This is a genomic window from Bradyrhizobium sp. RD5-C2 (assembly GCF_019972155.1).
GTDB lineage: Bacteria > Pseudomonadota > Alphaproteobacteria > Rhizobiales > Xanthobacteraceae > Bradyrhizobium.
In genome coordinates, this window is the sequence record NZ_BOVL01000008.1 from 1 (window position 1) to 25,929 (window position 25,929).

Genomic DNA, 25,929 nt, shown 5'->3' on the forward strand with positions numbered 1-25,929 from the left:
GCATCGTCCGCACGGTAGTCTGCAAGCCAAACCACCCATCAGCCGCCTCGGCCTTCCGATGGACGACCTCCTGAGATTCCACAGTTAACCCACCCTACGCACCGTGCTTCGCACCTACTCCGTCCTTCTGAGAAACGCCCCGAACGCGCGCGGGCCGTCGCCGACCTTGACCTCGCCGACCACCTTCAGCTCGGCGGCATCAATCACACTCAGCGTATTACTCTCCCAGTTCGCGACCACGATGCGCTTGCCGTCGGCGGTCGCCTCGATGCCTTCGGGGTAATCGCCGACCGTGATCCGCTTCACCGGCTGCAAGGTTGCGAGGTCGAACACGCTGACCTTGCCGTCATACTGGTCGGTGACGAAGCCGCGGCCCTGCGCCAGCGCCACCGCATAGGGGCGCAGGCCGACATGGACGCGGCCGATCTCGCTCGCGGTTGAGATGTCGATCACCGAGACGTCGTTGGAGCCGACATTGGCGGTGTAGGCGCGCTTGCCGTCGGCATCGATGGTGACGCCGAACGGACGGGTCCCGACCTTCACGATCCCTCGCCGCTCGTGCGCGGAAATGTCTGATATCGACACGCTGTCGTCGTCACGGTCGGCCGAGAGCAGCAGCCGCCCGTCCGGCGTCACGGCAAGCCCGGACGGCGATGCGCCGACCGCAAGACTGGCGACGACGCGCTGCTCCCTGGCATCGATCACCCGCACCGCGGCGGCGTACCAGTCGGCGACATAGACAGTTGCGCCGTCGGGGGCCACCGCAATGCCGAGCGGCCCGCCGCCGACCTCGACCCGGCCGACCACCTTTCGCGCCGACGCGTCGACCACCGTGACCGCCTTGGCGTCCGGGCTCGTCACATAGGCGAAGCGGCCGTCGTTGCTGACGGCAATGCCCGCGGGCTTGCCCCCGATCGGGATGGTCGCGACCGCCTTCGAGGTCGCAAGATCGACCACCGTCAGATCGTCGCTGAGCTGGTTGGTGACGAAGGCCTCCTCGGCCCGCGCGCCGCTGAGACTGGCGAGCAGCGCCAGCAGCGCGATCGCGCGCATGCTCAGCTTCCGCTCTCAATCTTCTTCTTCAGCGCCGCCAGCCCGCCCCGGTAGAGCTCACTCACTGCCTTCACCGCAGCCTCGTCGTTCAGGTCCGGCGGCGGATCGTTGTTCGGAAAGCCGCGATAGAACGCGCCGGCCCATTCCAGCTTCGTCTTGCCGCCAGGCGCCGGCGACACCGACAGCGTCGAGGAGTAATTTGTGACCGGCAGCACCTTCACGTCGACAGCCGTGATCCGGTATGAATAGCTCATCATCTCGGGCTCGTATTTGTAGAGCTCCTCGTCGATGGTAATGCCGGGTGCCAGTGTCAGCCGCCGTGTGGCGCCGATCTCGTTGCCCTTCTCGCCCTCGGTCTTGGCGACACCGGCAAGCCAGCTCATGTCCTGAAAATTGCCGATCACCGCCCACACCTTGGCCTGCGGCGCATCGATCTCGATGGATTCCCGCACCTTCTGACGGGTCGGCCCATGGGCCCAGGCGGCCCCCAATACGGCCAATGCCGCCACCACGACGCCAGCCTTCGCGATCGTCAGCCTCATCCTTGTTTCTCTCCCGATGTCTGTCGGCCCTGCGCCGCCTGGCGCATGCCGCAGTTTATGGTTCGAGGTTCTAGACTAGATCGGGGACCGGCTTCTTGCACCAGAGCGAAGTCGCGGCCGCGGGCTTCTCCGGGAGACAAGCCTGCCGGGATCGGCGTCACTCCTCGATCGCCGCCGCAACGAACCCCTTCGGGTCGTCGCAGAACTCCCGCATCAGCCGGTAGTGATCGGTGTCCCGCAGGTTGACCGGCTCGAGCCCGCTTTTGCTCAGCCGCAGCAGCGTCGCGTCGGGATAGGCCATCAGGACCGGCGCATGCGTGGCCATGATCACCTGGCAGTGGCCGGTGCCGTTCATCCGGTGCAGCAGCTTGAGGAATTCAATCTGCCGTGACGGCGATAGGGCGGATTCCCGCTCGTCGAAAATGAAGATGCCCTGCCGTTGGCAGCGCTCCTCGAAAAAGCGTAGGAAGCCCTCGCCGTGCGAATAGGACAGGAAGTTCGGCGGCGTGTCTCCGACATCCAGCGCGGCCTCGTCGACATAGCGCGCCACCGAGAAAAAGCTCTCGGCGCGGAAGAACCAGCCATTGGTGATTTTGGGCAGCCAGCTGGCACGAAGCGCTGACGCCAGCGAGCCGCCCATCTTCTCCACAGCATTGCTGTGGTCGACCGCGCGATAGCCCTTGCCGCCGCCGGCATCGTCATAGCCGGCCATCACGGCGATGCCTTCCAGCAGCGTCGACTTGCCGGTGCCGTTCTCGCCGACGATGATGGTGATCGCCTTGTCGAAGCTGAGTTCGAATTCGTCGCGTAGCAGCGGCAGCACGAACGGATATGCGTTGCGATTGGGAATGCGCTCCGGATCGAGCCAGACGCGCCTCAGATACGGCGCGGGCATGTTGATCGGGCGGTGTCGTCCTCTGGCCATTCGTCCTGCTTCCGGCACGCCGCGGCGGCGCCAACCACGATCCCAGATCGAGGTGAACCCGTCAAGAACACAACGGGAACGCACGGACTGGTCTGGCGCGCACGTCGGCGCACAATGCTAGGTTCAACGTCCCGCGCATGCGACGCGGAATCAGCAAGCCTTGTTGGGATCCCCGAAATAACAACCTCGCCTCCGGAAGGGTTCAAGCTCCTGCCGAGCCGCCCAGGATTCATCGACCATAATGGCCCCTACTACTGGCGCGAGACCGGCGACGCCGCGCCCGAATGGGGATTTCAGAGCGACGACCGGCACGGCAATCCCTACGGCTACATTCATGGCGGGGCGATCCTCGGCTTTCTCGATACCGCCCTCGGCAGTGCCGTGTTCATGGCAACCAACCGCAAATGCGCGACCGTTTCGCTGGACACCCGCTTCGTCGGCGGCGCCGCGCCGGGTCCATGGATTATTGGCCGCACGACCTTGAAGAAGGTGACGCGGACTTTCGCTTTCGTCGATGCGGAAGCCTTCGCCGACGACAAGCTGCTGGTGACGGCCGCCGCCGTCTTCCGCGTCTTCGACGACTGAGCCGATGCCAAGTCGCACCTACATGCTCTTCCGCAAGGCGATCCTCACCGAGCAGCAAGCGGTCTGCATCTATGATGGTCGGCCGCGCGAGCTCTGCCCGCATATCATCGGCCACAACAAAAGCGGCGAAGAGGTCGTGCTGGCCTGGCAGTTCGCCGGCGAGAGTTCGGGCAAGCTGCCGCAATGGCGCTGCCTGCGGCTTGCCCAGGTCACCGCCATCAGCCTGCGCAAGGGCGCCTGGCACGAGGGCGGCTCGCACCGCACCGAGCAGACCTGCGTCAGTGCGATCGACCTCGACATCAACGTTCACGTCCGCAAGCGGCGTTGAGCGAATGCGAAACTGCGTCCTCACCACACCTGTCATCGCCCGGCTCGACCGGGCGATCCAGTACGCCGCAGCCTCTCGGCTCAGGCACCGGCGTCTCTGGAATACTGGATCACCCGCTTTCGCGGGTGATGACATCACGTCTGTGACAACTTGAATCGCACCCCACCTCCATCGTCGTCCCGGCGAAGGATGTGGCGCGGTATCGACTCCGCAAACGCCAGGACGACCGTGGGGAGAACGCATGCCCCCTACGGCCGCTCCGCCTCTTCCAGCACTTCCAGCACCAGCTCCATCGTCATCAGCACGGGATTATCGCCGCGCACCAGACGTCCCTCGGCGATGCCGCCGAGATAGTCGACCAGCGCGACGTCGAGACTGGCGCGCACCCGGCGATTGGCGTCGGGCGCGATCTGCCCCGCGGTCACCGCAAGCTCGGTCGCGAACGGCACCACGCTGTGGCCACCGCTGAAGACCGCGCCGATGGTCGAGCCGACGCCGCCATGCAGCCGCGCCCGCAGAATGCCGTGCTCACGGCAGAAGCCCTCCAGAGCACAGGCGAAATCCTGGTTCGGCCGCAACCGCAACGCGAAGGCATGGCTCGTGGTCTTCGCACCCGCCGGCGCGCTTTCGACCGGGCCGAACAGCTTGAAATTGGTCTCGCTGTCGGGCTCGGCCACAAATGTCGCACCATCGATCCCGAACGCGCTGACCTCGAACGGCTCGGCGACGATGGTTTCATCGGGCAGCATGTGTCCGCCGCTGAAGCGTCCGTCGGCCTCGGTCCACAAGCCATGGCAGTGGAAGAACGGTGCGCCGTCGCGTTCGCCGAAGGTCAGCGCCGCGAGCTTGAGCCGCGTCACGCCATCGGGACGGAACGTGTCGCTGTAGAACGCGGCATTGACGCCGTCCTTCGACAGCGCCGGCATCACATAGGCGAACGGCCCGAGCGCCCCACCCGTCGCGCTCAGCACGCCGCCGGAAAATCCTTCCGCCGCAAAGCCGCGGCGCACGGCTTCGCGCAAGGGTATGCCGGCCGCGAGCACGAACGAAAAGGCGCGGCCGCGCGCGGCGACCCATTGGATGCGCTCGGGTATGGGAGCGCCAGGCTGGGCGATGCTGCGCATCGCCTCACGCGCCCGTTGATTTGGCTGTTACCTCGAGCAGCCCCCGCGCTTCGAGCTCGTCGCGGATCAGCCGCTTCGGTACCTTCCCGTAGCCGGACTTCGGCAGCGCCTCCCAGAAGAAGAAGCGTTTCGGCATCTTGTAGCGCGGCACCTTTGGCGCGAGGTACGCGGCAAGCTCCGCCTCCGCGACCGCCTCGGTGCCCTCGCGCGCGACGCAGACGGCGATACCGACCTCGCCCCAGAACGGGTCGGGCACGCCGAGCACGGCGACCTCGCCGACCGCGGGATGGGTCAAGAGCTTCTCCTCGATCTCGCGCGGATAGATGTTGGAGCCGCCGGAGATGTACATGTCGGAGGCGCGGCCGGTGATGTAGACGAAGCCCTCATCGTCCATGTGGCCGAGATCGCCGGTACGGAACCAGCCGTCGCGGAACGCCTTCGCATTGGCCTCGGGGTTATCGTAATAGCCCGCGAACACGCCGGGCCCGATCACGCAGATCTCGCCGGTCTCGTGCGCCTTCAACTCGCGTCCGTCGTCGCCCTGGATCGAGACCTGCATGCCGGTGCGCTCAAAGCCGCAGGTGCCGATCCGCGCATACGGTCCGTCCTCGGGATCGTGCAGGCCAGGCGGCAGCACCGTGATGTTGCCGGTGACCTCGCCGAGGCCGAAATACTGCACCAGCACGCCGCCGAGCTTGTTCAGCGCCGCCTTCTGGTCCTCGCGATACATCGGCGCGCCGGCATAGATGATATAGCGCAGCGAGGAATGGTCGTGCTGGTCGGCGGCGGGATGTTCGACCATCATCTTCAGGATGGTCGGCACCGTGAACATGTTGCTGACGCGATATTTGGCGATCAGCCGGAACGCCTCGGCGATGTCGAACTTCTCCGACGGCAGCAGGATGGTCGGCACGCCGCGCGCGGTCTGCACCAGCTGATGCACGCCGGCGCCATGCGACAGCGGCGCCACCACCAGCGAGGCGTCCCGTTCGGTGGTGCCGGGCATCAGGTCGGCGAGATGGTTGGTGATCACGAAGGCCATCTGGCCGTGGGTCAGCACCGCGGCCTTGGAGCGGCCGGTGGTGCCGGAGGTGAAAAAGAACCAGCAGGGATCGTCGTACTCGACCGGCGTGTTCTCGACCGCGGCGCCGGCATGTTTGGCGATCACGTCGCCAACGGTCGCCTCGCCGAAGGTCCCCTCCTCGCCGATCCGCCAAACGAATTCGAGCGAGGGATTGGCGGCCGCCTTGGCGTGCTCCGGGAAATCGGCGTGGCACAGAAACCCCTTGGCGCCGGAGGCCGCCGCCAGATAGGCGACCTCATCCGGCATCAGGCGGAAATTGGTCGGCACCCAGACCGCGCCGAGCCGGAAGGCCGCAAACATCGACCAGAACATCTCGTCGCAGTTCTTGGAATGCACCAGGATGCGGTCGCCCTTGCCGATGCCGCGCGCGGCGAGCGCCGCTGCCAACGCCGAGACGTTCTGGTCGATATGGCGCCACGACCAGGCCTTCTCGTTCCAGATAAAGCCGGGACGGTCGCCATGGCGGCGGGCGTTCTGGGTCAGGATGTAGGCGAGGTTCATCACCCGGCGCGACACCCGCGCGATCCCGCCGCGCGGCGCGGTCTCAGCCGACCCGCTCATTGCCGCCCCGCCGATACGCACAACAGACAGGGCATGGTCAGGACGGTCATCAGGTGTTTCCTCGGTCAGAACCGGGCGTCTTCAAGCGCCGCAACGGATTGGTGCGCCCCGGTTTATCGCCAAGCAGCGCGCCTCGGCAAGGCCCGCCGGGCGCGGCGCGATGATACCGCGCCGGCGGCCGCCAACCCGACAATACTTGGCCCGAGACCGCTATTGCGGATGCTTGGCCAGGTCCTGCTCGCTCAGGTTCCAGTCCTGCCAGAGCTGCAAGGCGCCGATCATCGCGACCAGCCCTCCGAGGAGGATGTGCCACAGCTGCAGCGCCTGGTCTTCCGAATAGCCGAAGATATTGGGCGACGCGATCAGCCAGAGGCCGAGCACGATGCTCGCCACCTCCTCCCAGCGATGCAGCGCGACATATTCAAGCTGGGCGAGGCCCAGCACCAGCATGCCGACCACGAAGCTGTTGAGCACCAGGTGGCTGCGCTCGACATCGACGACGTCGCTGACCTGCATCGGAAACCAGGGCGAGACCATGATCAGCACGCCGAGCAGCATGCCGAGCCAGTCCTCCCAGGGGCGGTGTGTGCCGAAGAAACGATTGTCCGACATGACGAACCTCCTTGCGACAAGGGGCATACGTCAGCGGCCGGCCTCACCACTCGGTACCAGACGACCATTGGGCCGCATCCGGGGGCGTATGTCTGGGAACAAGCCTAATCGAATTGCATCGGCCCGCAAGCCCGATCCGCGTATGTGCGATGCGGCAGGATCGCCGGCCAGCGGCCACAGTCAGCGGGCCCCGCCGAGCCGGGCCGGCGCCTCCCTAGCGGACTTCAGATCGGGCTGCAGCTCCAGCGCCTTGCGGAAATCGTCCGCCGCGCCCTTCTTGTCGCCGAGCCGTAGCTTGGCCTGGCCGCGGTTGTTCCAGGAATAGACGTCGGCAGGATCGTATTGCAGCGCCTTGTCGTAATCGGCGAGCCCGCCCTTGTTGTCGCCCTGAAACAGCCGGACCATGCCGCGGTTGCGCCAGCCGCGCGCATCGGTCGGCGCAATCTTCGCCGCCTCGCCGTAGTCGGCGGCGGCCCGATCGAGCTGCTCGGTGTCGCGATAGACATTGCCGCGGTTGATGTAGGCGAGCGCGTTGGGCTCGAGCCTGATCTCGGTGGTGAAGTCGGCGATCGCATGCGCCGCGTCGCGCTTGCGGTAGTAGACGAAGCCGCGATTGCCATAGGCCACAGCGAGTTGCGGGTTATATTTGATGGCGAGGCTGAGGTCGGCCAGCGCGCGGTCGAGATCGCCCTTGTTGAGCCAGGCATCGCCGCGGTTGTTGTAGGCCAGCGCGAAGGCCGGATCGATCCGGATCGCCTCGTCGTAGTTGGCGATTGCATGATCCAGGTCTTGTTTGAAAGCGTAGACCCGGCCGCGATTGGTGTAGGCGCAGGCATAGGCGGGATCGAGCTTGATCGCCTCGTTGAGGTCGGCGAGCGCGGCGTCGAATTCGTGCTTTTCGGTCAGTCCGTGGCCGCGGTTGCAATAGGCCCCGGCCAGCCGCCTGCCGGTCTCGGTCTTGCCGTCGATCACCGTGGTGCAGGCCCCCACGCGGTCGCCGGGCGCCGTCGCTTGGCCTACGCAGGTCTGCCAGCTCGGATCGTCACCGGCGGCGGCTTGCGGAGGGTGCGGCAGCGTCAGCGCGGCGCCCAGCAATCCGGCGGTCAGGCAGGCCAAAATGCGCATCTCGTCAATCCACAAATGCCAATTTGCGGGTTGGTCGCACCGGCGGGTTCACGCGCTTAGATCAAGGCCTGTGAATCAACCGGGATTTTGCGATGGCTGCCGTCCGCGACAACAAGGCCGAGAGGCGCTTCGAACTCGACACCGAGGGCGGCACAGCCTTTGCGAATTACCGGCAGACGCCCTCGGCCGTCATCATCACCCATACCGAGACACCGCGCGCCCTGCGCGGCCGCGGCATCGCATCGGAGCTGGTCAGGGGCGCGCTGGAGCTGATCCGCGCCGACGGCCACAAGGTGATCGCCGGCTGCGGCTTCGTGGTGGACTACCTCGACAAGCATCCGGAATTTGCGGACCTTGCCGGATAGCGCCCTGCCCGGCGTCAAACGATCTTGATCGACATGTCAGGCAGGCCCTCGAGCTTGCAGAGCAGCACGTCGCCCTTGACGACCGGGCCGACATTCTCCGGCGTTCCGGAATAGATGATGTCACCGGCCTTCAGCTCGAAGGCCTCGGAGAGCTTTGCGATCTGCTCGGCGACGCTCCAGATCATGTTCTTCAGATCCGAGTTCTGCCGCACCGCGCCGTTGACCGCGAGCGAGATCGCGCCTTGCGTGAAATGGCCGGTCTTATCAGCCGGATGGATCGGCCCGAGCACCGCGGCGTGGTCAAAGCTCTTGCCGATCTCCCACGGCTTCTTCTCCGCCGCCATGCCGTTCTGCAAATCGCGCCGCGTCATGTCGAGGCCGAGCGCGTAGCCATAGACGTGATCGAGCGCCTTGTCCGCGGGAATGTTGGCACCGCCGGACTTCAGCGCGGCGACCAGCTCGACCTCATGGTGATAGTTCTTGGTCAGCGACGGATAGGGATGATCGGCAACCGTGCCGATCGCGACATTTTGGATCGCATCGGTCGGCTTCTGGAAGAAGAACGGCGGCTCGCGCGTCGGATCGGAGCCGCGCTCGATCGCATGCGCGGCGTAGTTGCGGCCGATGCAGTAGATGCGGCGGACCTGGAACACCTCGCTAGCGCCGACGATCGGGATCGTCACGGCCGGGACCGGAAACATCGCCTTCGGCGCAGCTTCGGCATGGGCCGGCACGGATTGCGCGGCGGCGCCGGCTAGCGCGAGGGCGCCGGTCGCAAGCATCGTCCGGCGGTCGAGATCAATCGTGGAAGTTTTCATGGGAGTTCTCTTGGGAGTTTTCATGGGCGTTCTCCTTCTTGTCCGCCGATCTATAGATGCTCGCCAGCCCATAAAAAAGGGCCCGCGCTGGCGCGGGCCCTGGCGGTGTGCGGGATGATGATCCCGTCAGTGCTTGATATCCGGAGGCAGCTTGCCGCCATTGGCCGCGAGCTTCGTCATCACCTGCTTGTGCAGCCAGATGTTCATGCTGGCGGAATCGTTGGTGTCGCCGGTGTAGCCGAGCTCCTTGGCGAGCTCCTTGCGCGCCGACAGGCTGGAGTCGATGTCGAGCGCCTTCATCAGGTCGACGATCGAGGTCCGCCACTCGAGCTTCTCACCCTTCGCGGCAACCGCCTTGTCGAGGATGGGGGCGACATCAACGGACTGCGCGGGCGCTGCGCCGGCGGGCACCGCGGCAGGAGACGACGATGCGCTACCGGATCCACCGGCGGGAGCTGCGCTTGTGGCCGTTCCGCCGGCGGGCGCGGCGCTGGCGCTGCTGCCGAAGATCGCGCCCATGATTTTTCCGAAAATGCTCATCGTTCGCTCCCAAGAGAGTTGAGATGTGAAGGCCACACGGCAATCCGCCGGCTGACCGAGGTCGCAGTTTAAGTCTATCGCCCCCTCAATACCTTGCCAATGCGACATTCACCTAAGCGTGAGTGCTTTTGCCGCGGTTTGGGAGTACCCTCATTGCACAGTTCGCGACACGGCCAGTTCCCTGCTTTGTCTTTCGCGTCTGGCTTGCTCGTGATCGCTTCGAGAGACGGTACGTTTGTGCCCGCGCGCCGGGCGCAGAATGCGCCCGCCGAGAGGGAGACAACGACCATGGCCACTCCATACCAAGGCAATGTGACATCGATGACGCAGAGCGGACAAGGCGCCGCATCTGCGCCGGTTATTCGCACCATCGGCCTGTCCGATTTGCATCAAGCGCTGCGTCTCGGCTGGGAAGACTTCAAGGCAGTACCAAGCCACGCCATCATCCTCTGTCTGATCTATCCGGTGCTCGGCATCGTGCTTGCGCGCACTGTGCACGGCTATTCCGTGCTGCCCCTGCTGTTTCCGCTGGCCGCGGGCTTTGCCCTGCTCGGCCCGTTCGCCGCAATCGGCCTCTACGAGATGAGCCGCCGCCGCGAGGATGGCGGTGAGGCATCCGCGTGGGATGCCATTCAGGTCTTCCGCTCGCCGTCGTTCGGCGCGATGCTCGGAGTCGGAACGTTGCTGTTCGCACTGTTCGTGACCTGGATCGCCACCGCGCAGGCGATCTACACCGCTGTGTTCGGCTATGCGGTTGCGGCCGACATTCCCGATTTTGCCACGCGCGTGCTGACCACCACGCAAGGCTGGTGGCTGATCGTGGTCGGCTGCAGTGTCGGCTTCCTGTTCGCGCTCGTCGCGCTTTGCATCAGCGTGGTCGCCTTCCCCATGATGCTCGACCGCCAGGCAAGCGCCGGCGAAGCCATGGTGACGTCGATGCGCGCCGTTGCACAAAACCCGGTGCCGATGGCGGCCTGGGGTCTTATCGTCGCGGTGTTGCTGTTGCTCGGCACGATCCCGTTCTTCCTCGGCCTTGCCGTCGTGATCCCCCTGCTCGGTCACGCCACCTGGCATCTGTATCGCGAGGTCATCGTCAAGGATCCGAACGCTCGGCCGGTGATCCCCGAGCCGCGCGAACGCAAGCCCGCCGCCGACTTCCCGGCCAACCTGTTCCCGTGGCGGCGCAGCGATCGCGGCTAAGCGCCCGTTAACCCGAACGCGTAAACGCCAAAGCAACCGCCGGCCGATTATATTCGGCCGGCGGTTTGTCGTTCCGGATCGTCAAATGGGTGTGAAATTGGCGTGGCATTTGCAGCGTTGCCCGAGATAAACGGCTCGATCACGAGCCATGTTTTGGCCGCTGTTGCCGCGAACATACCCGCCGGGTTTCGCGACCAATCGATGACATCGCAGACTCCGGAGTGAAATTGCCTATGACCTCTCGTTTTTCCATTCGCGCGCTCGCCATCGGGGCGTGGCTCTTGACCTCGACCGCGTCTGCGCTCGCCGCCCAATGCGGCACGGGCACGTTCGAGTCCTGGCTCGACGACTTCAAGAAGGAGGCCGTGACCAAGGGTATTTCGCAGAACGCAATCCAGGCCGGGCTGAATGGCGTCACACAGGACAAGGCTATCCTGGCGCGCGACCATTCCCAGCAGGTGTTCAGCCAGACCTTCGAGCAGTTCTCGGGTCGCATGGTGCCGCCGCGGCTCAATCGCGGCTCCGACATGATGAAGCGCTACGGCTCGGTGCTGTCGCGGATCGAGGAAGCCTACGGCGTGCCCGGTGAAATCCTGGTCGCGATCTGGGGGCTCGAAACCGATTTCGGCGTCAACACCGGCAAGTTTCAGACCATGCGCTCGCTGGCGACGCTGGCCTATGATTGCCGCCGCTCCGACATGTTCAAGGCCGAACTGATGGATGCGTTGCGCATCGTCGAGCGTGGCGATCTCGCACCGCAGGAGATGCGCGGCGCCTGGGCCGGCGAGATCGGCCAGACCCAATTCATGCCGTCGTCCTACATCAAGTTCGCGGTCGATTTCGACGGCAACGGCAAACGCGACCTCTTGCACAACGTGCCTGACGTGCTGGCCTCGACGGCGAACTTCCTGAAGAGCTACGGCTGGAAGAAGGGCAAAGGCTGGGAGCCCGGCAGCGAGAATTTCGCAGTCATCCAGCAGTGGAACAAGAGCGAGGTGTACGCCAAGACGATCGGCTACTTCGCCACCCAGCTCGCCAAGGCTCCGTAGCGCCCTAGAGAGCACACCGTCTTGCGCCAGCGGCGAGCCAAGAACGCGAAACGCGGACCGCGCCTCCGGTTCGATCAGTACCGATCCCGCTAGGATCAATCAAAAAGGGCCGATTGCCCCAGGCAATCGGCCCTTATCGCCATGATCAAAAGCTTACTTCGCCATGCTCTCTTCGGCGGCCTTGCTGAGGTGCGCGCCGCATGCGCCCCACTTGTTGTTCAGCATTGCATCCTGCGCGAGCGAGACTTCCTTCTCCGCCGCGAATTTGACCTCATTGTCGGCCATAGCTTCAACTGCAGCTTCAGTCTTGCCGAAATTGGCACCGCTGCAGCCGACGCCCATATGATGACGATGAGCGGCCTGGGCGGGAGCAGCGACAGCGTAAGCAACGGCAGCCATGGCGGCCGCGGCGATGAATGTTTTAATCATGGGATGATCCATCTCTTGTTCTTGGACAGATCCCTGCGTGATTGCGGAATCTGCAGCGCGATTATTCGCTGTTCCCGGCACCGTTCAGAATGAACTTCGCGCGATACGAATGTGATCGGCGCTGCACGCGGATCGCGCATGCGTTGCATAGTGTTTCGATTACATGTCGGTAAGGAAGCGGCGCCGCATTAGCTTTGCTGCCAACGTTCACTTCAATCGAATGCACTTCCGATAATCCTCAGCACGTTCCGTGCGACACGGCCGGACGCGACGGGGATCCGCGCGTCGCGCATAACCGAATTACCTCTCACGTCAATGCGACTGATTGACGCCCCGCCGACCCATGGGGGCGCCCGTACCATAAGATGAATATATAATCGCTTCTATGACATCCTGTCGCATGCGAATCACGCATGGAACACAGCGACGTGATCCGGCCAGCGAGGTCGCCGGAAAACTTGATTGGACGGTCTTCAATTACCATATATGACGCCTGATCCGGCTTACCAAATTTCTATCAACCAACTGATTTCAGGAACGTTTTTGTAATGCGCGCCGCATCGGCGGAACTTCCGTTTACGGGCGTGCTCGGCAAGCGCCAAACGGTTAATCGAAACTTACCGTCGCCATGCGTTTTGGGTCTAGCTGCATCGCACCATTGGAACTACTGCGGCGCACCATATCATCTATATTCACTTCAACGATGAGGCTTTTGAAAAGCTGAATCTGAATTGCTAGAATTACTAGGAGACTACCATGTTGCTCTCGCTCATCCGCATGATCCAGGCTTTCCGGGATTATCAGCGCAATGTCAGCGAACTGTCCCAGCTCAGCGATCGCGAACTGGCCGATATCGGCCTCGACCGCTCGGACATTCCGCGCGTTGCCGCCGGTACCTACAACGGCTAATCGGCCGCAAGCCATCTAATGAACGGATAACGCCCGCTTACACAGCGGGCGTTATCGTTTTCAGAGCCCATCCCGTTCCGAACGGGGTCGGAACGGGATGGGCTCTGGTCCTAGGCTTGACGCGTTTTCTTCACGCGAACCGGTACCCACTTCGCTTGAACACGCACTGCTGCAGTTTCAGATGCATATGGTCTCGAAACGCGGTAACGCTGCGCGATGACACCGCATCAATCCTCTTCCCAACCCGTGCACATCGTGGGCGCGGGGCTCGCCGGCTCGGAAGCCGCCTGGCAGGTTGCCAATTCCGGCGTCCGTGCCGTCCTGCATGAAATGCGCCCGCACCGGATGACCGAGGCGCATCGGACCGAAGGCTGCGCCGAACTGGTCTGCTCGAATTCCTTCCGCTCCGACGATGCCGCAAACAACGCGGTCGGGCTGCTGCACGCCGAGATGCGGCGGCTGGGCTCGCTGATCATGCGCTCGGCCGATGCCAACCAGGTGCCCGCCGGCGGCGCGCTGGCGGTCGACCGCGACGGCTTCTCCGCTGCCGTCACAAAAGCCCTGAACGAACATCCGCTGATCGAGATCAGCCGCGAGGAGGTTGCGGGCCTGCCGCCGGCCGACTGGAGCAACGTGATCGTCGCTACCGGTCCCCTCACCTCGGCGCCGCTCGCCGACGCCATCAGGCAGCTCACCGACGAGAACGCGCTGGCCTTCTTCGATGCGATAGCACCGATCGTGCACAAGGATTCCATCGACATGTCGGTGGCCTGGTTTCAGTCGCGCTACGACAAGGTGGGTCCGGGTGGCACCGGCGCCGATTACATCAACTGCCCGATGACCAAGGAGCAATATGACGCCTTCGTCGCGGCGCTGCTCGACGGCGAGAAGGTCGACTTCAAGGATTGGGAGACCAACACGCCCTATTTCGACGGCTGCCTGCCGGTCGAAGTGATGGCCGAGCGCGGTCCGGAGACGCTGCGCCACGGGCCGATGAAGCCGGTTGGCTTGACCAATCCGCACAATCCGACGGTCAAGGCCTATGCGATCGTCCAGCTGCGGCAGGACAACAAGCTCGGCACCCTCTACAACATCGTCGGTTTCCAGACCAAGCTGAAGCATGGCGCGCAGCAGCGCGTGTTCCGCACCATCCCGGGCCTCGAGAATGCGGAGTTCGCGCGCCTCGGCGGCCTGCATCGCAACACCTTCCTGAATTCTCCGAAACTGCTCGATAGCCAGCTGCGCCTGCGCGCGCAGCCGCGGCTGCGTTTCGCCGGTCAGATGACGGGCTGCGAGGGTTACGTCGAGTCGGCCAGCGTCGGCCTGGTTGCCGGCCTCTGCGCTGCCGCCGACATGCGCGGCGCCGCGCTGACTCCACCGCCCGCCACCACCGCGCTCGGCGCGCTGCTCGGCCACATCACCGGTGGCCATATCGAAACCATCGACGCCGGGACCCGCTCGTTCCAGCCGATGAACATCAATTTCGGTCTGTTCCCGCCGCTGGCGAGTGCTCCGACCAAGAAGCCGGACGGTTCGCGGCTGCGCGGCAACGAGAAGACGGTTGCGAAGAAGCAAGCGATCAGCGCGCGGGCACTCGCCGACCTCGATCACTGGATCGCAGAGCACCTGCGCGTTGCGGCAGCGGCCTGACAGTCATGAGCTTGCCGAAAGACGACGACGCCACCCTGTCGGCGCGATGGAGCCAGGGCGTGCTGCTCAAGCGCGACGTGTTCTCGACGGTCGAGCGCGGCCGTTTCCGGACCGATGGCGGCGAGGTCGAGGGCGTGCTGCGCCGGCTCGATCAGGTGCCGTTCTGGTCGTTCGCCGTGGCGCTGCATCTGTTCTCGCGCGAACGCCGCGCGTTGACCCTGGCGCGCGGTCTCGACGTCGGCCCCAAGCTGTTGTGGGCAGGCAGGCGCGCGCTGGTGCGCGGCTTCATCGACGGCGCGGCGCTGCATCTGGCGAAGCCGCATGGCGACGTCGCCTATTTCCGCTCCGCCAAGGCCGCCCTGCGCAAGCTGCATCGCGCCGGCATCTGCCACAACGACCTCGCCAAGGAGCAGAACTGGCTGGTCGGCCGCGACGGCCGCGCCTACCTCACCGACTTCCAGCTTGCTGCCTGCTTCAAGACCCGAAGCCGGCTGTTCCGCATCGCGGCCTATGAGGATCTGCGGCATCTGTTGAAGCACAAGCGCAGCTACGCGCCGGAGGCGTTGACGCCGAAGGAGCGCAAGGTGCTCGCGAAGAAGTCCGCGGTCGCCAGCGTCTGGCTCAAGACCGGCAAGAAGGTCTATCAGGCGATCACCCGCGGCATCTTCAATTTCACCGACCGCGAAGGTGGCGGCCGGCGACTGGTCAACGACGCGCCGGTGCTGGTCGATTTGATCCGCAGGAATCCGGACGTGCGCGACACCGCGATCGTCGCCTTTGCCGATCGGCGCGTCGGCGTCGGACTCTACGCCTTCGTCGAGGCCGACCAGTCCGCGCTGGAGAAGACGCTGCGCAGCGAGCTTGCCGGGGCCAAGGGCGTCAAGCCGCCCGAACACATCCAGATCGTGCATGCATTGCCGCGCGATGCGGCCGGCAAGCCGCGCACCGAAATCCTGCAGCTCGTCGCCATGAATCAGATCGACTTGATCGAGCCGATGATGCGCAGCGACGCCGATCGCGAGTTCCTCAAGGACATCCTCGAGCAACGCAAGAATCTGCGCGACCGCTTCAATTTTGAAGTCGCCGAGATGGATCGGCCGGCGCGCTGAAGCGCGCGCACTCTCGACAAACGCAGCTCGAAGCGCCAATCTTGTGAGGGCTAGCGCGCTCAAGGGACAAGCTTAATGCCACTCACCCGTGGCCGTATCGGGGGATATGATTCCGAACGCCTGGCGTTCGGCTTCACCATGATGCACGGCGATCAGGAAGTTGAATGTCAGATCAGCGACGCCGCAATGGACGAATTGGCCGGCACGCGCGGAACACCGAGCCTGGCCCGGCAGGCGCAGTTCATTGCGCTGCGCGACGCGATCGAGATGATCGCATCCGACATCTTTGACGGCGGCCCGGTGGTCAGAGGCGCGACGATCCGGATCTTCACCAAGCACATCTCGAAAGAGGAGCGCTAGCGGCCGAACTCCTCGGTGCGCGCGGCTCGCCACAACGTCCAGAGCGTACGCAGTCGTGACACCGGCTTCGGCAGGAACGGGTCGTAGTCGGCCCTCCTCGCCCGGTTCAGCTCGCGCCTGACGTGAGCGAGCGGCAGGAAGATCGGCCTCACGCCGGACGGCACATCCGCAAGCAGCCCGAATGCGGTCTTGAGATGGACCTGGGCTTCGTCCGCGAGCTGATCGATCACAGCACGGATATTCGGCGTCGGCTTGCCGGCAAACACCTCCTCCTTGCTGCTGCCGTGCTGCTGCAGCAGCTGGAGTGGCAGAAACAGCTGCTGTCGCGAGGCGTCGCGGCCCAGCGCCGCGATGACCTGCGCCATGCCCTGGGCGAGGCCCGCATGACGGGCCAGGTGATCGATCGCCTCCGACGGCCGCGCCACCACGCGGGTAGCCTGCGCGAACAGCGCCGACGCCGTGGCGTCGAGGTAGCCCTCGAGCGCGGCCAGCGACGGCATCGGGTCGTTGTAGAGATCGAACTGATGCTCCTCGACCAGCTGCGACAATGGCGAGACCGGCAGGCGGTGATTGCGGATCGCGTACAGCAGCTCTGCCGCGACCGGATTGCCCTCGACGCCGCCGTGTCCGGCGCCTGCCAGCATGTCGGTCCACCATTGCAGCCGCATCTCGCCGGGCAGCGGCTGGCTGACCTGCTCGTGCACGCGCGAGACCTCGATGTTGAAGGCGTAGATCGCGAGCAGCGCCCGGCGCTCCGGACCCGGCAGGAACAAGGTCGACGCGTAGCGCACGAAGTCATGGGTCCGCACCAGATCGGCGCAGAATGCCGCGCCGTCCTTCGGCGCCTCCGTCGCGCTCATGGCACCGCGATCAGCGCCGCCGCGACGCGACGCCGCTCGCCCAGCATGATGTTGTAGGTGCGGATCGCCGGACCCGTCTGCATCGGGTCGAGCACCACCCGCACCGCGCGCAGGGCCTCGCGCAGGCCTTTTGGCGGCACCCAGACCTCGGTGCCGCTGCCCACGATGAGGGTGTCGATCGCATTTGCGGCCGCGAATACCTTTTGCAGCGCGTATTCGTCGATCTCTTGCGGCCTGGTCACCGCCCAGGCCCACATCGAGTCGGGCAGGCACAGCAGCGAGCCGCGATGCGACATATCGGCAAACGCGAAGCCGCCCTTGCCGTAGGCCTCGATCGGCGCCGACCTCGGAAGATGGGGAGCGTCCGAGGGATTGCTCATGACCGGCTACTTCTTGGCTGCGGCCGCGTCCGGCTTCTTGGCCGGCGCGTCCTGCGCCTCGCCCCGCGTGGTGTGAACTCCGAGATAGATCAGGATGGGCGCCGCGATGAAGATCGAGGTGTAGGTGCCGACCAGCACCACGCCGAACATCATCACGGCCGTGAAGCTGTGGATCGCGTGGCCGCCGAACAGCAGCAGCGCGAGCAGCGCCAAAGTCACGGTGACGTGGGTGATGATCGAACGCGACAGCGTCGAGTTGATCGACTCGTTCAGCAGCTGCGGCATCGGCATCTTCTTGTAGCGCCGCAGCATCTCGCGGATACGGTCGTAGATGACGACGGTGTCGTTGAGCGAGTAGCCGAGAATCGTCAGCAACGCCGCGATGCTGGTGAGGTCGAAATCGACCTGGGTGATCGACATGAAGCCGATCGTCAGCACGATATCGTGGACGTTGGCGATCATGGCGCCGAGCGCGAACTGCCACTCGAACCGGAACCAGAGGTAGATCAGGATGCCGACGATCGCGAGCATCAGGCCGAGCATGCCGAAGGCGAGCAGCTCGCCGGAGACGCGCGGCCCCACCACTTCGACCCGGCGGTAATCGACGGACTCGCCGAGCGAGGCGCGGATCTTGCCCACCGCATCCTGCTGTGCCTTGTCGCCGCCCGGCTGCTCGGCGACGCGAATCTGCACGTCGGCCTCGCCCGAACCGCCGAGTTGCTGCAGCTGCACCTCGCCGAGGCCGAGACCATTCAACGTCGTGCGCATCGCGGCGATGTCGGCGGTGCCGGACTTGGCCCGCACCTCCAGCAGCGTGCCGCCCTTGAAGTCGATGCCGAAATTCAGGCCGTGGGTGAAGAACAACGTGATGGCGAGGATCGAGAGCAGCGCCGAGATCGGGAAGCTGATGCGGCGGAAGCGCGTGAAGTCGAAATGCGTGTCGTCGGGCACGATACGCAGCGGCGGCAGCAGGCCGAGCGCCGCGACCACGGTCAGCACGGCAATCAGGATGCCAAGGCCAATGAGAACGGTATGAGTCACAATAGGCCTCTCAGATCGGCACGGTTTGCGGCCGCTTCCACCGCACCCACCCGGCGACGATAAGGCGCGTCATGGTGAAGGCGGTGAACACCGTGGTGATGATGCCGATGCCGAGCGTCACGGCAAAGCCGCGCACCGGTCCGGTGCCGATGTAGAACAGCACGGCGGCAGCGATGAAGGTGGTGATATTGGAGTCGAGGATGGTCGCCAGCGCCCGCTTGAACCCGGCGTCGATCGCCGAGATCGCGTTGCGGCCGCCGCGCAATTCCTCGCGGATGCGCTCGTAGATCAGCACGTTGGAATCGACCGCAATGCCGACCGTCAGCACGATGCCGGCGATGCCGGGCAAGGTCAGCGTGGCGTTGAGCAGCGACAGCAGCCCGAAGATCATGGCGACGTTGATGGCCACCGCGATGTTGGCGAACACCCCGAACAGCCGGTAGGTGATCAGCATGAACACGATGACCAGGATCGAGCCGACATAGGCCGCGAGCTCGCCCTTCTCGATCGAGTCCTGCCCGAGACCGGGACCGACGGTGCGCTCCTCGACCACGGTCAACGGCGCCGGCAGCGCGCCGGCACGCATCAGGATCGCCAGATCGTTGGCGGACTGCACCGTGAAGCTGCCGGAGATCTGCCCCTGTCCGCCGGTGATCGGCTCGCGAATCACGGGCGCCGAGATCACCTTGCCGTCAAGCACGATCGCAAACGGCTGGCCGACGTTATCGGCGGTCGCCTGAGCGAATTTGCGGGCACCCGACGTATTGAACTTGAAGCTGACGATCGCCTCGCCGGTGCGCTGGTCGAAACCGGGTTGAGCGTCGGAGAGTTCAGCTCCGGAAACCAGCACCTGCTTCTTGACGACGTACGGAACCGGCGGCGGAGACGCACTCGTCAGCAATTCGGAGTCCGGCGGCACCCGGCCCTGTTGGGCCTGGTCGGGCGACACCGAGGAGTCGACCATGCGGAATTCCATCTTCGCGGTCTTGCCGAGCAGCTCCTTCAGATGGGTCGGGTCCTGCAGACCCGGCACCTGCACCAGGATGCGATCGGTGCCCTGACGCTGGATCAAGGGCTCGACGGTGCCGAGTTCGTTGACGCGCTTCTCGACGATCTGGATCGACTGCTCGATGGTCTTGCGCATGCGATCGAGCATGGCCGCTTGCGGGATCGTCATGCGGATCAGCCCGCCTCCGGCGTCCGCCACCTCAAGATCGCGCTGCCCGCTCGATCCGATCAGGCCGCCGATCGGCTGCGCGATCTCCCGAAGTTTGGCCAACGCCGCTGGAACATCGGCCTCCTTCGCGATCCGGGCCTCGACGCCGTCGTTGCGGATTACGATTCCCCCGGTGAAGCCGATCCGGGCATCGCGCAGCGCCTTCCGGGCATCGTCGCGGATCTGCTCGAGCTTCTCCTTCTTTACATAGTTGGAGTCGACCTCGAGCAGGAGATACGAGCCGCCCTGCAAATCGAGGCCGAGGACGAGGCGCCGCTGTGCCCAGGCCGGCCAGGTCTTGACCTGCGCCTCGGGGAAGAAATTGGGCACGGCGCACAGGCAGACCACCAGCGCTGTCAGGATAATCCCCAGCGCTCGCCACCGCGTGAAATACAACATCGAATTGACCTGTCAGATTCGGCAAAGGGCTCCGCGGCGATCAGCTCGCGGACGCCTCGTCCTTGGCATCGCCCTTCGCCGGCTCACCCTTGGTCCGCACGCCCGAAATCATCTGGCGCATCTGCCGCACGCGAACGCCGTCCGAAATCTCAAACTCGATCTGGTCGTCGTCGACCACCTTGGTCACCTTGCCGACGAGGCCGCCCGAGGTCACCACGGTGTCGCCGCGGCGGATGTTCTTCACGAGATCCGCGTGATCGCGCACCTTCCGCTGCTGCGGGCGCAGAATCAGGAAGTACATGATGACGAAGATCAGCGCGAATGGCAGCAACGACATCAACATGCTGTTGGTATCAGTGCCAGCTCCAGCCTGAGCAAACGCAGGAGTAATCAGCATTCAGACGATCCTCGGATAAGACGGGAAAGGACCGGCAGCACCCTCGGGTTCGGGGCGGTATGGCGGTCCGGACAAATTCGCGCGGACTATAGCGGCCGCGGTCCCAATTGCAACGTTAACGGACCGTCATTTAGGGCGCTTGCGGGACCGCCGCCAGCCCGATAAGGCTGCGCCGTCAGGAACTGGACAAATGCCGAAAAAAGCCAAGAAAACTACCAGTAAAACAGCCCGCAAAACCGCCCCTCAAGCTGCTGCCAAGCGTGTCGCAAACGCCGCGACAAAACGCCCGGTAATGCCGCTCGACGGCACCACCGCCGAGCGGATCGCGAACGCCCTGGAGACCATTGCGAGCCGCCTTGCGACCGCCTCCCCGGCCCCCGATCCGGCCGAGACGTTCGGCGCCGCCGACGCCTTTGTCTGGCATCCGGACGGACGCCTCGCCCCGGTGCCGCGCGTCAGCCGCGTCGAAATCAGCCTGCTCAAGGGCGTCGACCGGATGCGCGATATCCTGATGGAGAATACCGAGCGCTTCGCCAACGGACTGCCCGCCAACAATGCGCTGCTGTGGGGTGCCCGCGGCATGGGCAAGTCGTCGCTCGTCAAGGCGACGCATGCCAGCCTCAATGTCGACCGCAAGCCGGCCGACCGGCTGAAGCTGATCGAGATCCACCGCGAGGACATCGAGAGCCTGCCCGGCCTGATGGAGCGTCTGCGCAGCTCCTCCTTCCGCTTCATCGTGTTCTGCGACGACCTCTCCTTTGACGGCAACGACGCCTCCTACAAATCGCTCAAGGCGGTGCTGGAAGGCGGTATCGAGGGACGCCCCGAGAACGTCATCCTCTATGCGACCTCGAACCGGCGGCATCTCCTGGCGCGCGAGATGATCGAGAACGAACGCTCGACCGCGATCAATCCGGGTGAAGCCGTCGAGGAGAAAGTGTCGCTGTCGGACCGCTTCGGTCTCTGGCTCGGCTTCCACCGTTGCAGCCAGGACGAGTACCTTGCGATGGTGAAAGGCTATTGCGACCATTACGGCATCAAGATCGCCGAGGACGAGCTCGAGCGCGAGGCGCTCGAATGGTCGACCACCCGCGGATCGCGCTCCGGCCGCGTCGCCTGGCAATACACACAGGAACTCGCCGGCCGGCTCGGCGTGCGGCTCAGCGGCGCATAGCGCGAGCCGCACGTCCGGCAGGTCGCTGAATCAAGTCGCAGGCCTTCTGAATTCATTGCGGCATGGGTACACTCGACGCATGCCGGCCGAACCCAGCACGACTGCGAGACGATGTGGCGAGTGCACCGCTTGCTGCGATGGCTGGCTGAAAATCCGGATCCGTGGCCACGACGTCCATCCGGGGCAGCCGTGCCCGTTCAGCAGCGCAGGCAAATGCACGATCTACGACGAGCGTCCGATCGATCCCTGCCGGAATTTCGTCTGCGGCTGGCTGACGCCGACAAGCCCGCTGCCTGACTGGATGCGTCCGGACAAATCCGATGTCATCTTTCTTCCGGCAAGCTTTGTCTGGCGCACAATTCCAGTCGATGTCGCGGTTGCCATCGGCGCTCGTCCGAAAGCCAAGGCGCGCGGGTGGCTGGAAGCCTTCAGCCGCGTCGCGCGCCGGCCCCTGCTGCTGCAATCAGATGGGGATTGGCACGCGTTTGGACCGCCGCAATTCCTGAGCGACATGGTCGAGCGTCTCGCAGATACGCGAGACCCTTGGCAGCCGATCTAGGCCTCTTACCGGGCACGAACTCGCTCTGATCCACCGAAATTTGGCATCCATTATTCCAAAATGCATCGATATTTCTGCGGTGCAATATCTTATGTCAGCAACCCTGTCTGAATTCGATAGATCGACTTTCCTGACGTGAACTCAATTGTATGAGTGTAAGTCAAATCTTATTCCAGAATCAGAGATGCGACAAATTGATGCAGTGCAACAGTATCATAGTACCATATAAGTCACATCGCGGGTTTATCTGTCTGGCCTCATCCGCATCCATGTATCTGGTGTGTGGTATACATTAACGTCCCTCCACTTTGTGACCCTCAGCACACCGCTGAGGCGTTCTGACAAAGGGGGGATTAGATGAAGAAGGGACTTCTCGCCGGAACCGCACTCGCGGCGATCGGCCTGGCGCTCACACAACAACCGGTGCAGGCAGCAACGCTCGACGACGTGATGGCGCGTCTGGATGCACTCGAACGAAACAATGCCAAGCTCGCGAAGGAGAATGCACAGCTCCGGGATCGCGTGAACAACATCTCAAGCCGTAGCGCCGCGCCCCCTGCGGCAGCCTCAACGCCAAAGGGCAACCCGGTACAGCATGCCGGCGTCGCGCCCTCCCCGACGCCGGCTCCGGCTCCGGCTCCGGAGCATGCCGTCGTCAGCATCGGAGGCGCGCCGCTCTACAGCAAGGCGCCGGGCGGCAACGCCTTCGTCGACAACACCACCGTCACGCTTTACGGCCACGTGGATCTATCCGGCGACGTCTTCAACGCCGGCGTGTTCGATCAGGGCACCAAGTTCGGTGTGGCAAGCAACCTCACCTTTTTCGGCGTCCACGCGCGTCACGATCTCACACCGTATGGCTTCGCCGGCTGGGCCGCCGTCGCCCAGTTCGAATCCCTCGTCGAGGTCGCCGCGGTTCCGACCGAGCGCGCCGCGCTCGGAACGCGCGACAGCTTCATCGGGATGGCAACGCCATGGGGCACCATCAAGGCCGGCAAATCGGATACGCCCTACAAGAAAGCCACATCGAAGTTCGATCCGTTCTCGGCGACGCTCGGCGACTACAACTCGATCATGGGCAATACCGGCGGCGACCTGCGCGCGGAGTTCGATTGGCGCGCGGCCCATGCGCTCTGGTACGAATCGCCGGTCTGGAACGGCTTCCAGACCACGCTGATGATCTCGCCCGGACAGAACACGGCAAAGGACAACAGCGATTTCGCGCTCGGCGACTTCAACTGCCCCGCCACGTCCGCGCGCGGCAGCGGCAGCGGCTTCCCGCTCACCGCGGCACCGGAAGGCTGCACCGACGGCTCCTACGGCAACCTCTACAGTGCGTCGCTGACCTACAATCAGGGACCGTTCACGGCGGTCGCCGCTTACGAGCTGCACGAAGGCACCAACCGCACCGGCGACGAAGCCGTCACGCCGTTGAGCAATGGCGGCGTGCTGATCGTTCCGCCGGGAGCCGTCGGCATCGCCAACGAATGGGCCGCGAAGGTCGGCGCCGGGTATCGCATCGACGACGGCATCGGCAAGCTGCAGCTCTACGGCATCTATGAGGTGATGCGGCGCGAGAACACCGTGGCCGACTTCAACGAACGGTCGCGCGACGGCTACTTCCTCAGCGCCACTCAGAGCGTCGGCGCCTGGGACGTCAGCGCGTCATGGGCCCATGCCAACGCCTCCCCCGGCTCGCCCGGCACCGGCGTATTCAACAACTACACCGTCACTCCGGCACCGGGATCGGCCGACTTTGCGCTCAACTCGGTGGACAGCAGCGCCGATCAGTATGCGGCTGGCGTCAAGTACCACTTTAGCCCGTTTGCGACCTGGTATCTTGTCGGCAGTTACCTGCGCAACGGCCCCGGCGCGCATTATTGCCTCGGCGTGAGCGGTCACGGGTATGGCATATGCGGACGCGATGCCAACAACAACGTGGTCGCCGGCAACAAGGCGAGCGCTGTGACGACAGGCATGACCTTCGACTTCTAAACCGAAACAAAACGGGGGAGGCTTGCGCCTCCCCCGTTGTCTTTGTTGTGAGACTTGGAAGTCCCTTGGAAGTCCCGGCGCGTAACTTATGCGCCGTTGAGGAACTGGAGCGGATCGACCGGAGACGATCCCTTGCGAATTTCGAAGTGGAGCTGCGGCGAGCCCGCCTCGCCCGACTGGCCCGACTTGGCGATCACCTGGCCGCGCTTGATGGTATCGCCGCGCTTCACCAGAATTTCGCTCGCATGGGCATAGGCGGTGACATAGCCGTTGGAATGGCGAACCAGCACGAGGTTGCCGTAACCCTTCAGCTCATTGCCCGAATAGGCGACGACGCCGTCTTCGGCGGCCTTGACCGGCGTACCTTCGGGCACCGCGACGTTGATGCCGTCGTTGACCTTGCCGTTGGTCTTCGAGCCGTAGGCGGTGATGACCTTGCCGCGCACCGGCCAGCGGAACGTCGGCAATGCGCCGGTGGCTTCGCTCGACTTGGTGACAACCGGCGTTTCTGCGGCGGCGACCGGCTGTTCGACAGTCGCGGTCGGCTGAACCAGCCGCGCGCTCTGCTGCGGCAGCGCCGTGGCGACGACCTTCGGCGCCGCCATAGCCGGTGCCGGGGCAACCGCAACAGGTGCGGCAGCAACGCCTTGCGCAACCGGCGCAGGCGCCGCCATCGCGGTCTTGGCGCCGGGCACCACGAGCTTCATGCCGAGGCTGAGCCGAGCCGACTGATCGAGATTGTTGGCGCGGGCAAGCTCAGCCACGGGGATGTGGTGCTGGCGTGCGATGCTGTGCAGCGTGTCGCCGCGATTGACGTAGTGGACGCCGGAAGGCGCCGCTGCGACGGCAACGGGCCGCGTCGCAGGTGCTGCCATCGCCGGCGCTGCGGCGGCGGCAGCCATCGGGCGCGGAATGACCAGCTGCTGACCGGGCGACAGCGCCCGCGGTCCCTTGTAGCCATTGGCGCGCACGATCTCAGCAGTCGAGACGTTGTAGCGGCGCGCCAGCACTTCGAGCGTATCGCTGGTGCCGACGATGATGGTGGTGCCGCTATGTCCGGCATGCGCTGCGGCGACCGAACGCGGAACGGTGCCGGTGGCTTCGATCTGCGGCTGCGCAGGCGGCGTGTAGGACGAAAGCCCGCGCCCTCCTCCGGAGACGCCAGCGTTGGCAACCGGATAGGACTGCGGCGCGGCAACCGGCGGCGGCAACGGCTGTGACTGATACTGCGAATACTGCGGTTGCGTTCGTGGCCGCGCGTATTGCGGCAGTTCGCGCGGCGGCGCCTGCACGGTGCCGGTCGGCTGCGGATCAAACGCAAACGGATTTTGCGAGTAGGAATTTTGCGAGAAGCGCGACGACATATCGGCGCTGCAACCGGCAAAAGCCATGGACATCAGCGTCAGCACCGCAACCTGCGGCACGCGACGCGAGCGAAGCAACTCAACAACCCCAGACATGGTTACTCACTCGTACGCAACAAAAGACTGTTTTGAGTAAACACGTCGCGAGTAAATAACCGCTTAACCGTGCGAATAAG

28 protein-coding genes are annotated in these 25,929 nt (G+C 64.5%); 12 read left to right on the top strand and 16 right to left on the bottom strand.

The annotated features are described in order from the left end of the window. Positions 1 to 114: 114 nt before the first annotated feature. From BraRD5C2_RS07615 to BraRD5C2_RS07625, 3 genes are all read right to left on the bottom strand, one after another. Complete coding sequence (locus BraRD5C2_RS07615) at positions 115 to 1,053, bottom strand: YVTN family beta-propeller repeat protein (protein ID WP_223967673.1); 939 nt, start codon at positions 1,051 to 1,053, stop codon at positions 115 to 117. A gap of 2 nt (positions 1,054 to 1,055) precedes the next feature. Beyond that, entirely contained in the window at positions 1,056 to 1,595 is a 540-nt protein-coding gene (locus BraRD5C2_RS07620; RefSeq protein WP_223967674.1) for an SRPBCC family protein, read from the bottom strand. A 157-nt stretch (positions 1,596 to 1,752) separates the two neighbouring features. Continuing rightward, a complete protein-coding gene (locus BraRD5C2_RS07625; RefSeq protein ID WP_223967675.1) occupies positions 1,753 to 2,520 on the bottom strand; it encodes an AAA family ATPase in 768 nt (255 codons plus the stop codon). On the opposite strand from BraRD5C2_RS07625, the gene BraRD5C2_RS07630 reads away from it, so the two are divergent. Together BraRD5C2_RS07630 and BraRD5C2_RS07635 are read left to right on the top strand one after the other, a co-directional pair. After that, positions 2,503 to 3,105, top strand: coding sequence for a PaaI family thioesterase (locus tag BraRD5C2_RS07630; RefSeq protein ID WP_223967676.1), 603 nt, complete (start codon positions 2,503 to 2,505; stop codon positions 3,103 to 3,105). The genes BraRD5C2_RS07625 and BraRD5C2_RS07630 overlap by 18 nt on opposite strands. Positions 3,106 to 3,109: 4 nt before the next feature. Continuing rightward, entirely contained in the window at positions 3,110 to 3,433 is a 324-nt protein-coding gene (locus BraRD5C2_RS07635; protein WP_223967677.1) for a hypothetical protein, read from the top strand. 248 nt (positions 3,434 to 3,681) lie between these two features. On the opposite strand, the gene BraRD5C2_RS07640 is transcribed toward BraRD5C2_RS07635, so the two are convergent. From BraRD5C2_RS07640 to BraRD5C2_RS07655, 4 genes are all read right to left on the bottom strand, one after another. Next, the gene (locus tag BraRD5C2_RS07640; RefSeq protein WP_223967678.1) at positions 3,682 to 4,557 is read right to left on the bottom strand and encodes a DNA-binding protein; all 876 of its coding nucleotides are present in this window, start codon (positions 4,555 to 4,557) and stop codon (positions 3,682 to 3,684) included. A gap of 4 nt (positions 4,558 to 4,561) precedes the next feature. Next, positions 4,562 to 6,202 carry an acyl-CoA synthetase gene (locus BraRD5C2_RS07645; RefSeq protein ID WP_223967679.1) on the bottom strand — a complete coding sequence of 547 codons (1,641 nt, stop codon included), beginning with the start codon at positions 6,200 to 6,202 and terminating at the stop codon, positions 4,562 to 4,564. Between the two features lie 210 nt (positions 6,203 to 6,412). After that, a complete protein-coding gene (locus BraRD5C2_RS07650) occupies positions 6,413 to 6,814 on the bottom strand; it encodes an SPW repeat protein (protein WP_223967680.1) in 402 nt (133 codons plus the stop codon). 180 nt (positions 6,815 to 6,994) lie between these two features. Continuing rightward, entirely contained in the window at positions 6,995 to 7,939 is a 945-nt protein-coding gene (locus BraRD5C2_RS07655) for a tetratricopeptide repeat protein (RefSeq protein WP_223967681.1), read from the bottom strand. Between the two features lie 92 nt (positions 7,940 to 8,031). Here BraRD5C2_RS07655 and BraRD5C2_RS07660 point away from each other — a divergent pair, with 92 nt between their 5' ends. Further along, a complete protein-coding gene (locus BraRD5C2_RS07660; RefSeq protein ID WP_223967682.1) occupies positions 8,032 to 8,304 on the top strand; it encodes a GNAT family N-acetyltransferase in 273 nt (90 codons plus the stop codon). A 14-nt stretch (positions 8,305 to 8,318) separates the two neighbouring features. Here the strand turns inward: BraRD5C2_RS07660 and BraRD5C2_RS07665 are convergent, their stop codons facing one another. Beyond that, entirely contained in the window at positions 8,319 to 9,122 is an 804-nt protein-coding gene (locus tag BraRD5C2_RS07665) for a fumarylacetoacetate hydrolase family protein (protein WP_223967683.1), read from the bottom strand. A 126-nt stretch (positions 9,123 to 9,248) separates the two neighbouring features. Beyond that, on the bottom strand, positions 9,249 to 9,662 hold the full coding sequence (locus tag BraRD5C2_RS07670) for a DUF3597 domain-containing protein (protein ID WP_038387103.1): 414 nt from the start codon (positions 9,660 to 9,662) through the stop codon (positions 9,249 to 9,251). A 288-nt stretch (positions 9,663 to 9,950) separates the two neighbouring features. On the opposite strand from BraRD5C2_RS07670, the gene BraRD5C2_RS07675 reads away from it, so the two are divergent. Both BraRD5C2_RS07675 and BraRD5C2_RS07680 read left to right on the top strand, forming a co-directional pair. After that, entirely contained in the window at positions 9,951 to 10,862 is a 912-nt protein-coding gene (locus BraRD5C2_RS07675; protein ID WP_223967684.1) for a DUF2189 domain-containing protein, read from the top strand. A gap of 233 nt (positions 10,863 to 11,095) precedes the next feature. After that, complete coding sequence (locus BraRD5C2_RS07680; protein ID WP_223967685.1) at positions 11,096 to 11,911, top strand: lytic murein transglycosylase; 816 nt, start codon at positions 11,096 to 11,098, stop codon at positions 11,909 to 11,911. 153 nt (positions 11,912 to 12,064) lie between these two features. Here the strand turns inward: BraRD5C2_RS07680 and BraRD5C2_RS07685 are convergent, their stop codons facing one another. Continuing rightward, positions 12,065 to 12,340 (bottom strand): hypothetical protein, encoded by a 276-nt coding sequence (locus tag BraRD5C2_RS07685; RefSeq protein ID WP_374707969.1) that lies wholly within the window; start codon positions 12,338 to 12,340, stop codon positions 12,065 to 12,067. A gap of 756 nt (positions 12,341 to 13,096) precedes the next feature. On the opposite strand from BraRD5C2_RS07685, the gene BraRD5C2_RS07690 reads away from it, so the two are divergent. The 4 genes from BraRD5C2_RS07690 to BraRD5C2_RS07705 all read left to right on the top strand — a co-directional run bounded on the left by BraRD5C2_RS07690 (position 13,097) and on the right by BraRD5C2_RS07705 (position 16,368). Continuing rightward, positions 13,097 to 13,249: a DUF1127 domain-containing protein gene (locus tag BraRD5C2_RS07690; protein WP_016846063.1), complete on the top strand. Its 153-nt coding sequence runs from the start codon at positions 13,097 to 13,099 to the stop codon at positions 13,247 to 13,249. A 216-nt stretch (positions 13,250 to 13,465) separates the two neighbouring features. Then, positions 13,466 to 14,899 (top strand): methylenetetrahydrofolate--tRNA-(uracil(54)-C(5))-methyltransferase (FADH(2)-oxidizing) TrmFO, encoded by a 1,434-nt coding sequence (gene trmFO / locus BraRD5C2_RS07695; RefSeq protein WP_223967687.1) that lies wholly within the window; start codon positions 13,466 to 13,468, stop codon positions 14,897 to 14,899. Positions 14,900 to 14,904: 5 nt separating this feature from the next. Beyond that, positions 14,905 to 16,008 carry a serine/threonine protein kinase gene (locus BraRD5C2_RS07700; protein WP_223967688.1) on the top strand — a complete coding sequence of 368 codons (1,104 nt, stop codon included), beginning with the start codon at positions 14,905 to 14,907 and terminating at the stop codon, positions 16,006 to 16,008. 75 nt (positions 16,009 to 16,083) lie between these two features. Continuing rightward, the gene (locus BraRD5C2_RS07705; RefSeq protein WP_223967689.1) at positions 16,084 to 16,368 is read left to right on the top strand and encodes a DUF1488 family protein; all 285 of its coding nucleotides are present in this window, start codon (positions 16,084 to 16,086) and stop codon (positions 16,366 to 16,368) included. Here the strand turns inward: BraRD5C2_RS07705 and BraRD5C2_RS07710 are convergent. From BraRD5C2_RS07710 to yajC, 5 genes are read right to left on the bottom strand one after another with little or no spacing between them, the layout of a single operon-like run. Then, entirely contained in the window at positions 16,365 to 17,228 is an 864-nt protein-coding gene (locus BraRD5C2_RS07710) for a phytoene/squalene synthase family protein (protein WP_223967690.1), read from the bottom strand. The genes BraRD5C2_RS07705 and BraRD5C2_RS07710 overlap by 4 nt on opposite strands. Further along, positions 17,225 to 17,608 carry an Mth938-like domain-containing protein gene (locus BraRD5C2_RS07715; protein ID WP_223967691.1) on the bottom strand — a complete coding sequence of 128 codons (384 nt, stop codon included), beginning with the start codon at positions 17,606 to 17,608 and terminating at the stop codon, positions 17,225 to 17,227. The genes BraRD5C2_RS07710 and BraRD5C2_RS07715 overlap by 4 nt, the downstream gene beginning before the upstream one ends. 6 nt (positions 17,609 to 17,614) lie before the next feature. After that, entirely contained in the window at positions 17,615 to 18,649 is a 1,035-nt protein-coding gene (secF, locus tag BraRD5C2_RS07720; RefSeq protein WP_223967692.1) for a protein translocase subunit SecF, read from the bottom strand. Positions 18,650 to 18,659: 10 nt separating this feature from the next. Further along, positions 18,660 to 20,264 (bottom strand): protein translocase subunit SecD, encoded by a 1,605-nt coding sequence (gene secD / locus BraRD5C2_RS07725; protein ID WP_223967693.1) that lies wholly within the window; start codon positions 20,262 to 20,264, stop codon positions 18,660 to 18,662. Positions 20,265 to 20,304: 40 nt separating this feature from the next. After that, positions 20,305 to 20,661 carry a preprotein translocase subunit YajC gene (yajC, locus tag BraRD5C2_RS07730; protein ID WP_050400518.1) on the bottom strand — a complete coding sequence of 119 codons (357 nt, stop codon included), beginning with the start codon at positions 20,659 to 20,661 and terminating at the stop codon, positions 20,305 to 20,307. A gap of 190 nt (positions 20,662 to 20,851) precedes the next feature. Between yajC and BraRD5C2_RS07735 the strand changes: the two genes are divergently transcribed. The 3 genes from BraRD5C2_RS07735 (at position 20,852) to BraRD5C2_RS07745 (ending at position 24,389) form a co-directional block, all read left to right on the top strand. After that, entirely contained in the window at positions 20,852 to 21,835 is a 984-nt protein-coding gene (locus BraRD5C2_RS07735) for an ATP-binding protein (protein ID WP_223967694.1), read from the top strand. A gap of 79 nt (positions 21,836 to 21,914) precedes the next feature. Continuing rightward, positions 21,915 to 22,394 (top strand): hypothetical protein, encoded by a 480-nt coding sequence (locus tag BraRD5C2_RS07740; protein ID WP_223967695.1) that lies wholly within the window; start codon positions 21,915 to 21,917, stop codon positions 22,392 to 22,394. 357 nt (positions 22,395 to 22,751) lie between these two features. Beyond that, positions 22,752 to 24,389 (top strand): porin, encoded by a 1,638-nt coding sequence (locus BraRD5C2_RS07745; protein ID WP_223967696.1) that lies wholly within the window; start codon positions 22,752 to 22,754, stop codon positions 24,387 to 24,389. Between the two features lie 86 nt (positions 24,390 to 24,475). Here the strand turns inward: BraRD5C2_RS07745 and BraRD5C2_RS07750 are convergent, their stop codons facing one another. After that, on the bottom strand, positions 24,476 to 25,849 hold the full coding sequence (locus BraRD5C2_RS07750; RefSeq protein ID WP_223967697.1) for a LysM peptidoglycan-binding domain-containing M23 family metallopeptidase: 1,374 nt from the start codon (positions 25,847 to 25,849) through the stop codon (positions 24,476 to 24,478). Between the last annotated feature and the right edge of the window lie 80 nt (positions 25,850 to 25,929).

Bases quoted from the DNA above. Each gene is read 5' to 3' on its own strand.
- BraRD5C2_RS07615 (WP_223967673.1), bottom strand. From the start codon at position 1,053: ATGCGCGCGATCGCGCTGCTGGCGCTGCTCGCCAGTCTCAGCGGCGCG.
- BraRD5C2_RS07620 (WP_223967674.1), bottom strand. From the start codon at position 1,595: ATGAGGCTGACGATCGCGAAGGCTGGCGTCGTGGTGGCGGCATTGGCC.
- BraRD5C2_RS07625 (WP_223967675.1), bottom strand. From the start codon at position 2,520: ATGGCCAGAGGACGACACCGCCCGATCAACATGCCCGCGCCGTATCTG.
- BraRD5C2_RS07635 (WP_223967677.1), top strand. From the start codon at position 3,110: ATGCCAAGTCGCACCTACATGCTCTTCCGCAAGGCGATCCTCACCGAG.
- BraRD5C2_RS07640 (WP_223967678.1), bottom strand. From the start codon at position 4,557: ATGCGCAGCATCGCCCAGCCTGGCGCTCCCATACCCGAGCGCATCCAA.
- BraRD5C2_RS07645 (WP_223967679.1), bottom strand. From the start codon at position 6,202: ATGAGCGGGTCGGCTGAGACCGCGCCGCGCGGCGGGATCGCGCGGGTG.
- BraRD5C2_RS07650 (WP_223967680.1), bottom strand. From the start codon at position 6,814: ATGTCGGACAATCGTTTCTTCGGCACACACCGCCCCTGGGAGGACTGG.
- BraRD5C2_RS07655 (WP_223967681.1), bottom strand. From the start codon at position 7,939: ATGCGCATTTTGGCCTGCCTGACCGCCGGATTGCTGGGCGCCGCGCTG.
- BraRD5C2_RS07660 (WP_223967682.1), top strand. From the start codon at position 8,032: ATGGCTGCCGTCCGCGACAACAAGGCCGAGAGGCGCTTCGAACTCGAC.
- BraRD5C2_RS07665 (WP_223967683.1), bottom strand. From the start codon at position 9,122: ATGAAAACTTCCACGATTGATCTCGACCGCCGGACGATGCTTGCGACC.
- BraRD5C2_RS07670 (WP_038387103.1), bottom strand. From the start codon at position 9,662: ATGAGCATTTTCGGAAAAATCATGGGCGCGATCTTCGGCAGCAGCGCC.
- BraRD5C2_RS07675 (WP_223967684.1), top strand. From the start codon at position 9,951: ATGGCCACTCCATACCAAGGCAATGTGACATCGATGACGCAGAGCGGA.
- BraRD5C2_RS07680 (WP_223967685.1), top strand. From the start codon at position 11,096: ATGACCTCTCGTTTTTCCATTCGCGCGCTCGCCATCGGGGCGTGGCTC.
- BraRD5C2_RS07685 (WP_374707969.1), bottom strand. From the start codon at position 12,340: ATGATTAAAACATTCATCGCCGCGGCCGCCATGGCTGCCGTTGCTTAC.
- BraRD5C2_RS07690 (WP_016846063.1), top strand. From the start codon at position 13,097: ATGTTGCTCTCGCTCATCCGCATGATCCAGGCTTTCCGGGATTATCAG.
- trmFO (WP_223967687.1), top strand. From the start codon at position 13,466: ATGACACCGCATCAATCCTCTTCCCAACCCGTGCACATCGTGGGCGCG.
- BraRD5C2_RS07700 (WP_223967688.1), top strand. From the start codon at position 14,905: ATGAGCTTGCCGAAAGACGACGACGCCACCCTGTCGGCGCGATGGAGC.
- BraRD5C2_RS07705 (WP_223967689.1), top strand. From the start codon at position 16,084: ATGCCACTCACCCGTGGCCGTATCGGGGGATATGATTCCGAACGCCTG.
- BraRD5C2_RS07710 (WP_223967690.1), bottom strand. From the start codon at position 17,228: ATGAGCGCGACGGAGGCGCCGAAGGACGGCGCGGCATTCTGCGCCGAT.
- BraRD5C2_RS07715 (WP_223967691.1), bottom strand. From the start codon at position 17,608: ATGAGCAATCCCTCGGACGCTCCCCATCTTCCGAGGTCGGCGCCGATC.
- secD (WP_223967693.1), bottom strand. From the start codon at position 20,264: ATGTTGTATTTCACGCGGTGGCGAGCGCTGGGGATTATCCTGACAGCG.
- yajC (WP_050400518.1), bottom strand. From the start codon at position 20,661: ATGCTGATTACTCCTGCGTTTGCTCAGGCTGGAGCTGGCACTGATACC.
- BraRD5C2_RS07735 (WP_223967694.1), top strand. From the start codon at position 20,852: ATGCCGAAAAAAGCCAAGAAAACTACCAGTAAAACAGCCCGCAAAACC.
- BraRD5C2_RS07740 (WP_223967695.1), top strand. From the start codon at position 21,915: ATGCCGGCCGAACCCAGCACGACTGCGAGACGATGTGGCGAGTGCACC.
- BraRD5C2_RS07745 (WP_223967696.1), top strand. From the start codon at position 22,752: ATGAAGAAGGGACTTCTCGCCGGAACCGCACTCGCGGCGATCGGCCTG.
- BraRD5C2_RS07750 (WP_223967697.1), bottom strand. From the start codon at position 25,849: ATGTCTGGGGTTGTTGAGTTGCTTCGCTCGCGTCGCGTGCCGCAGGTT.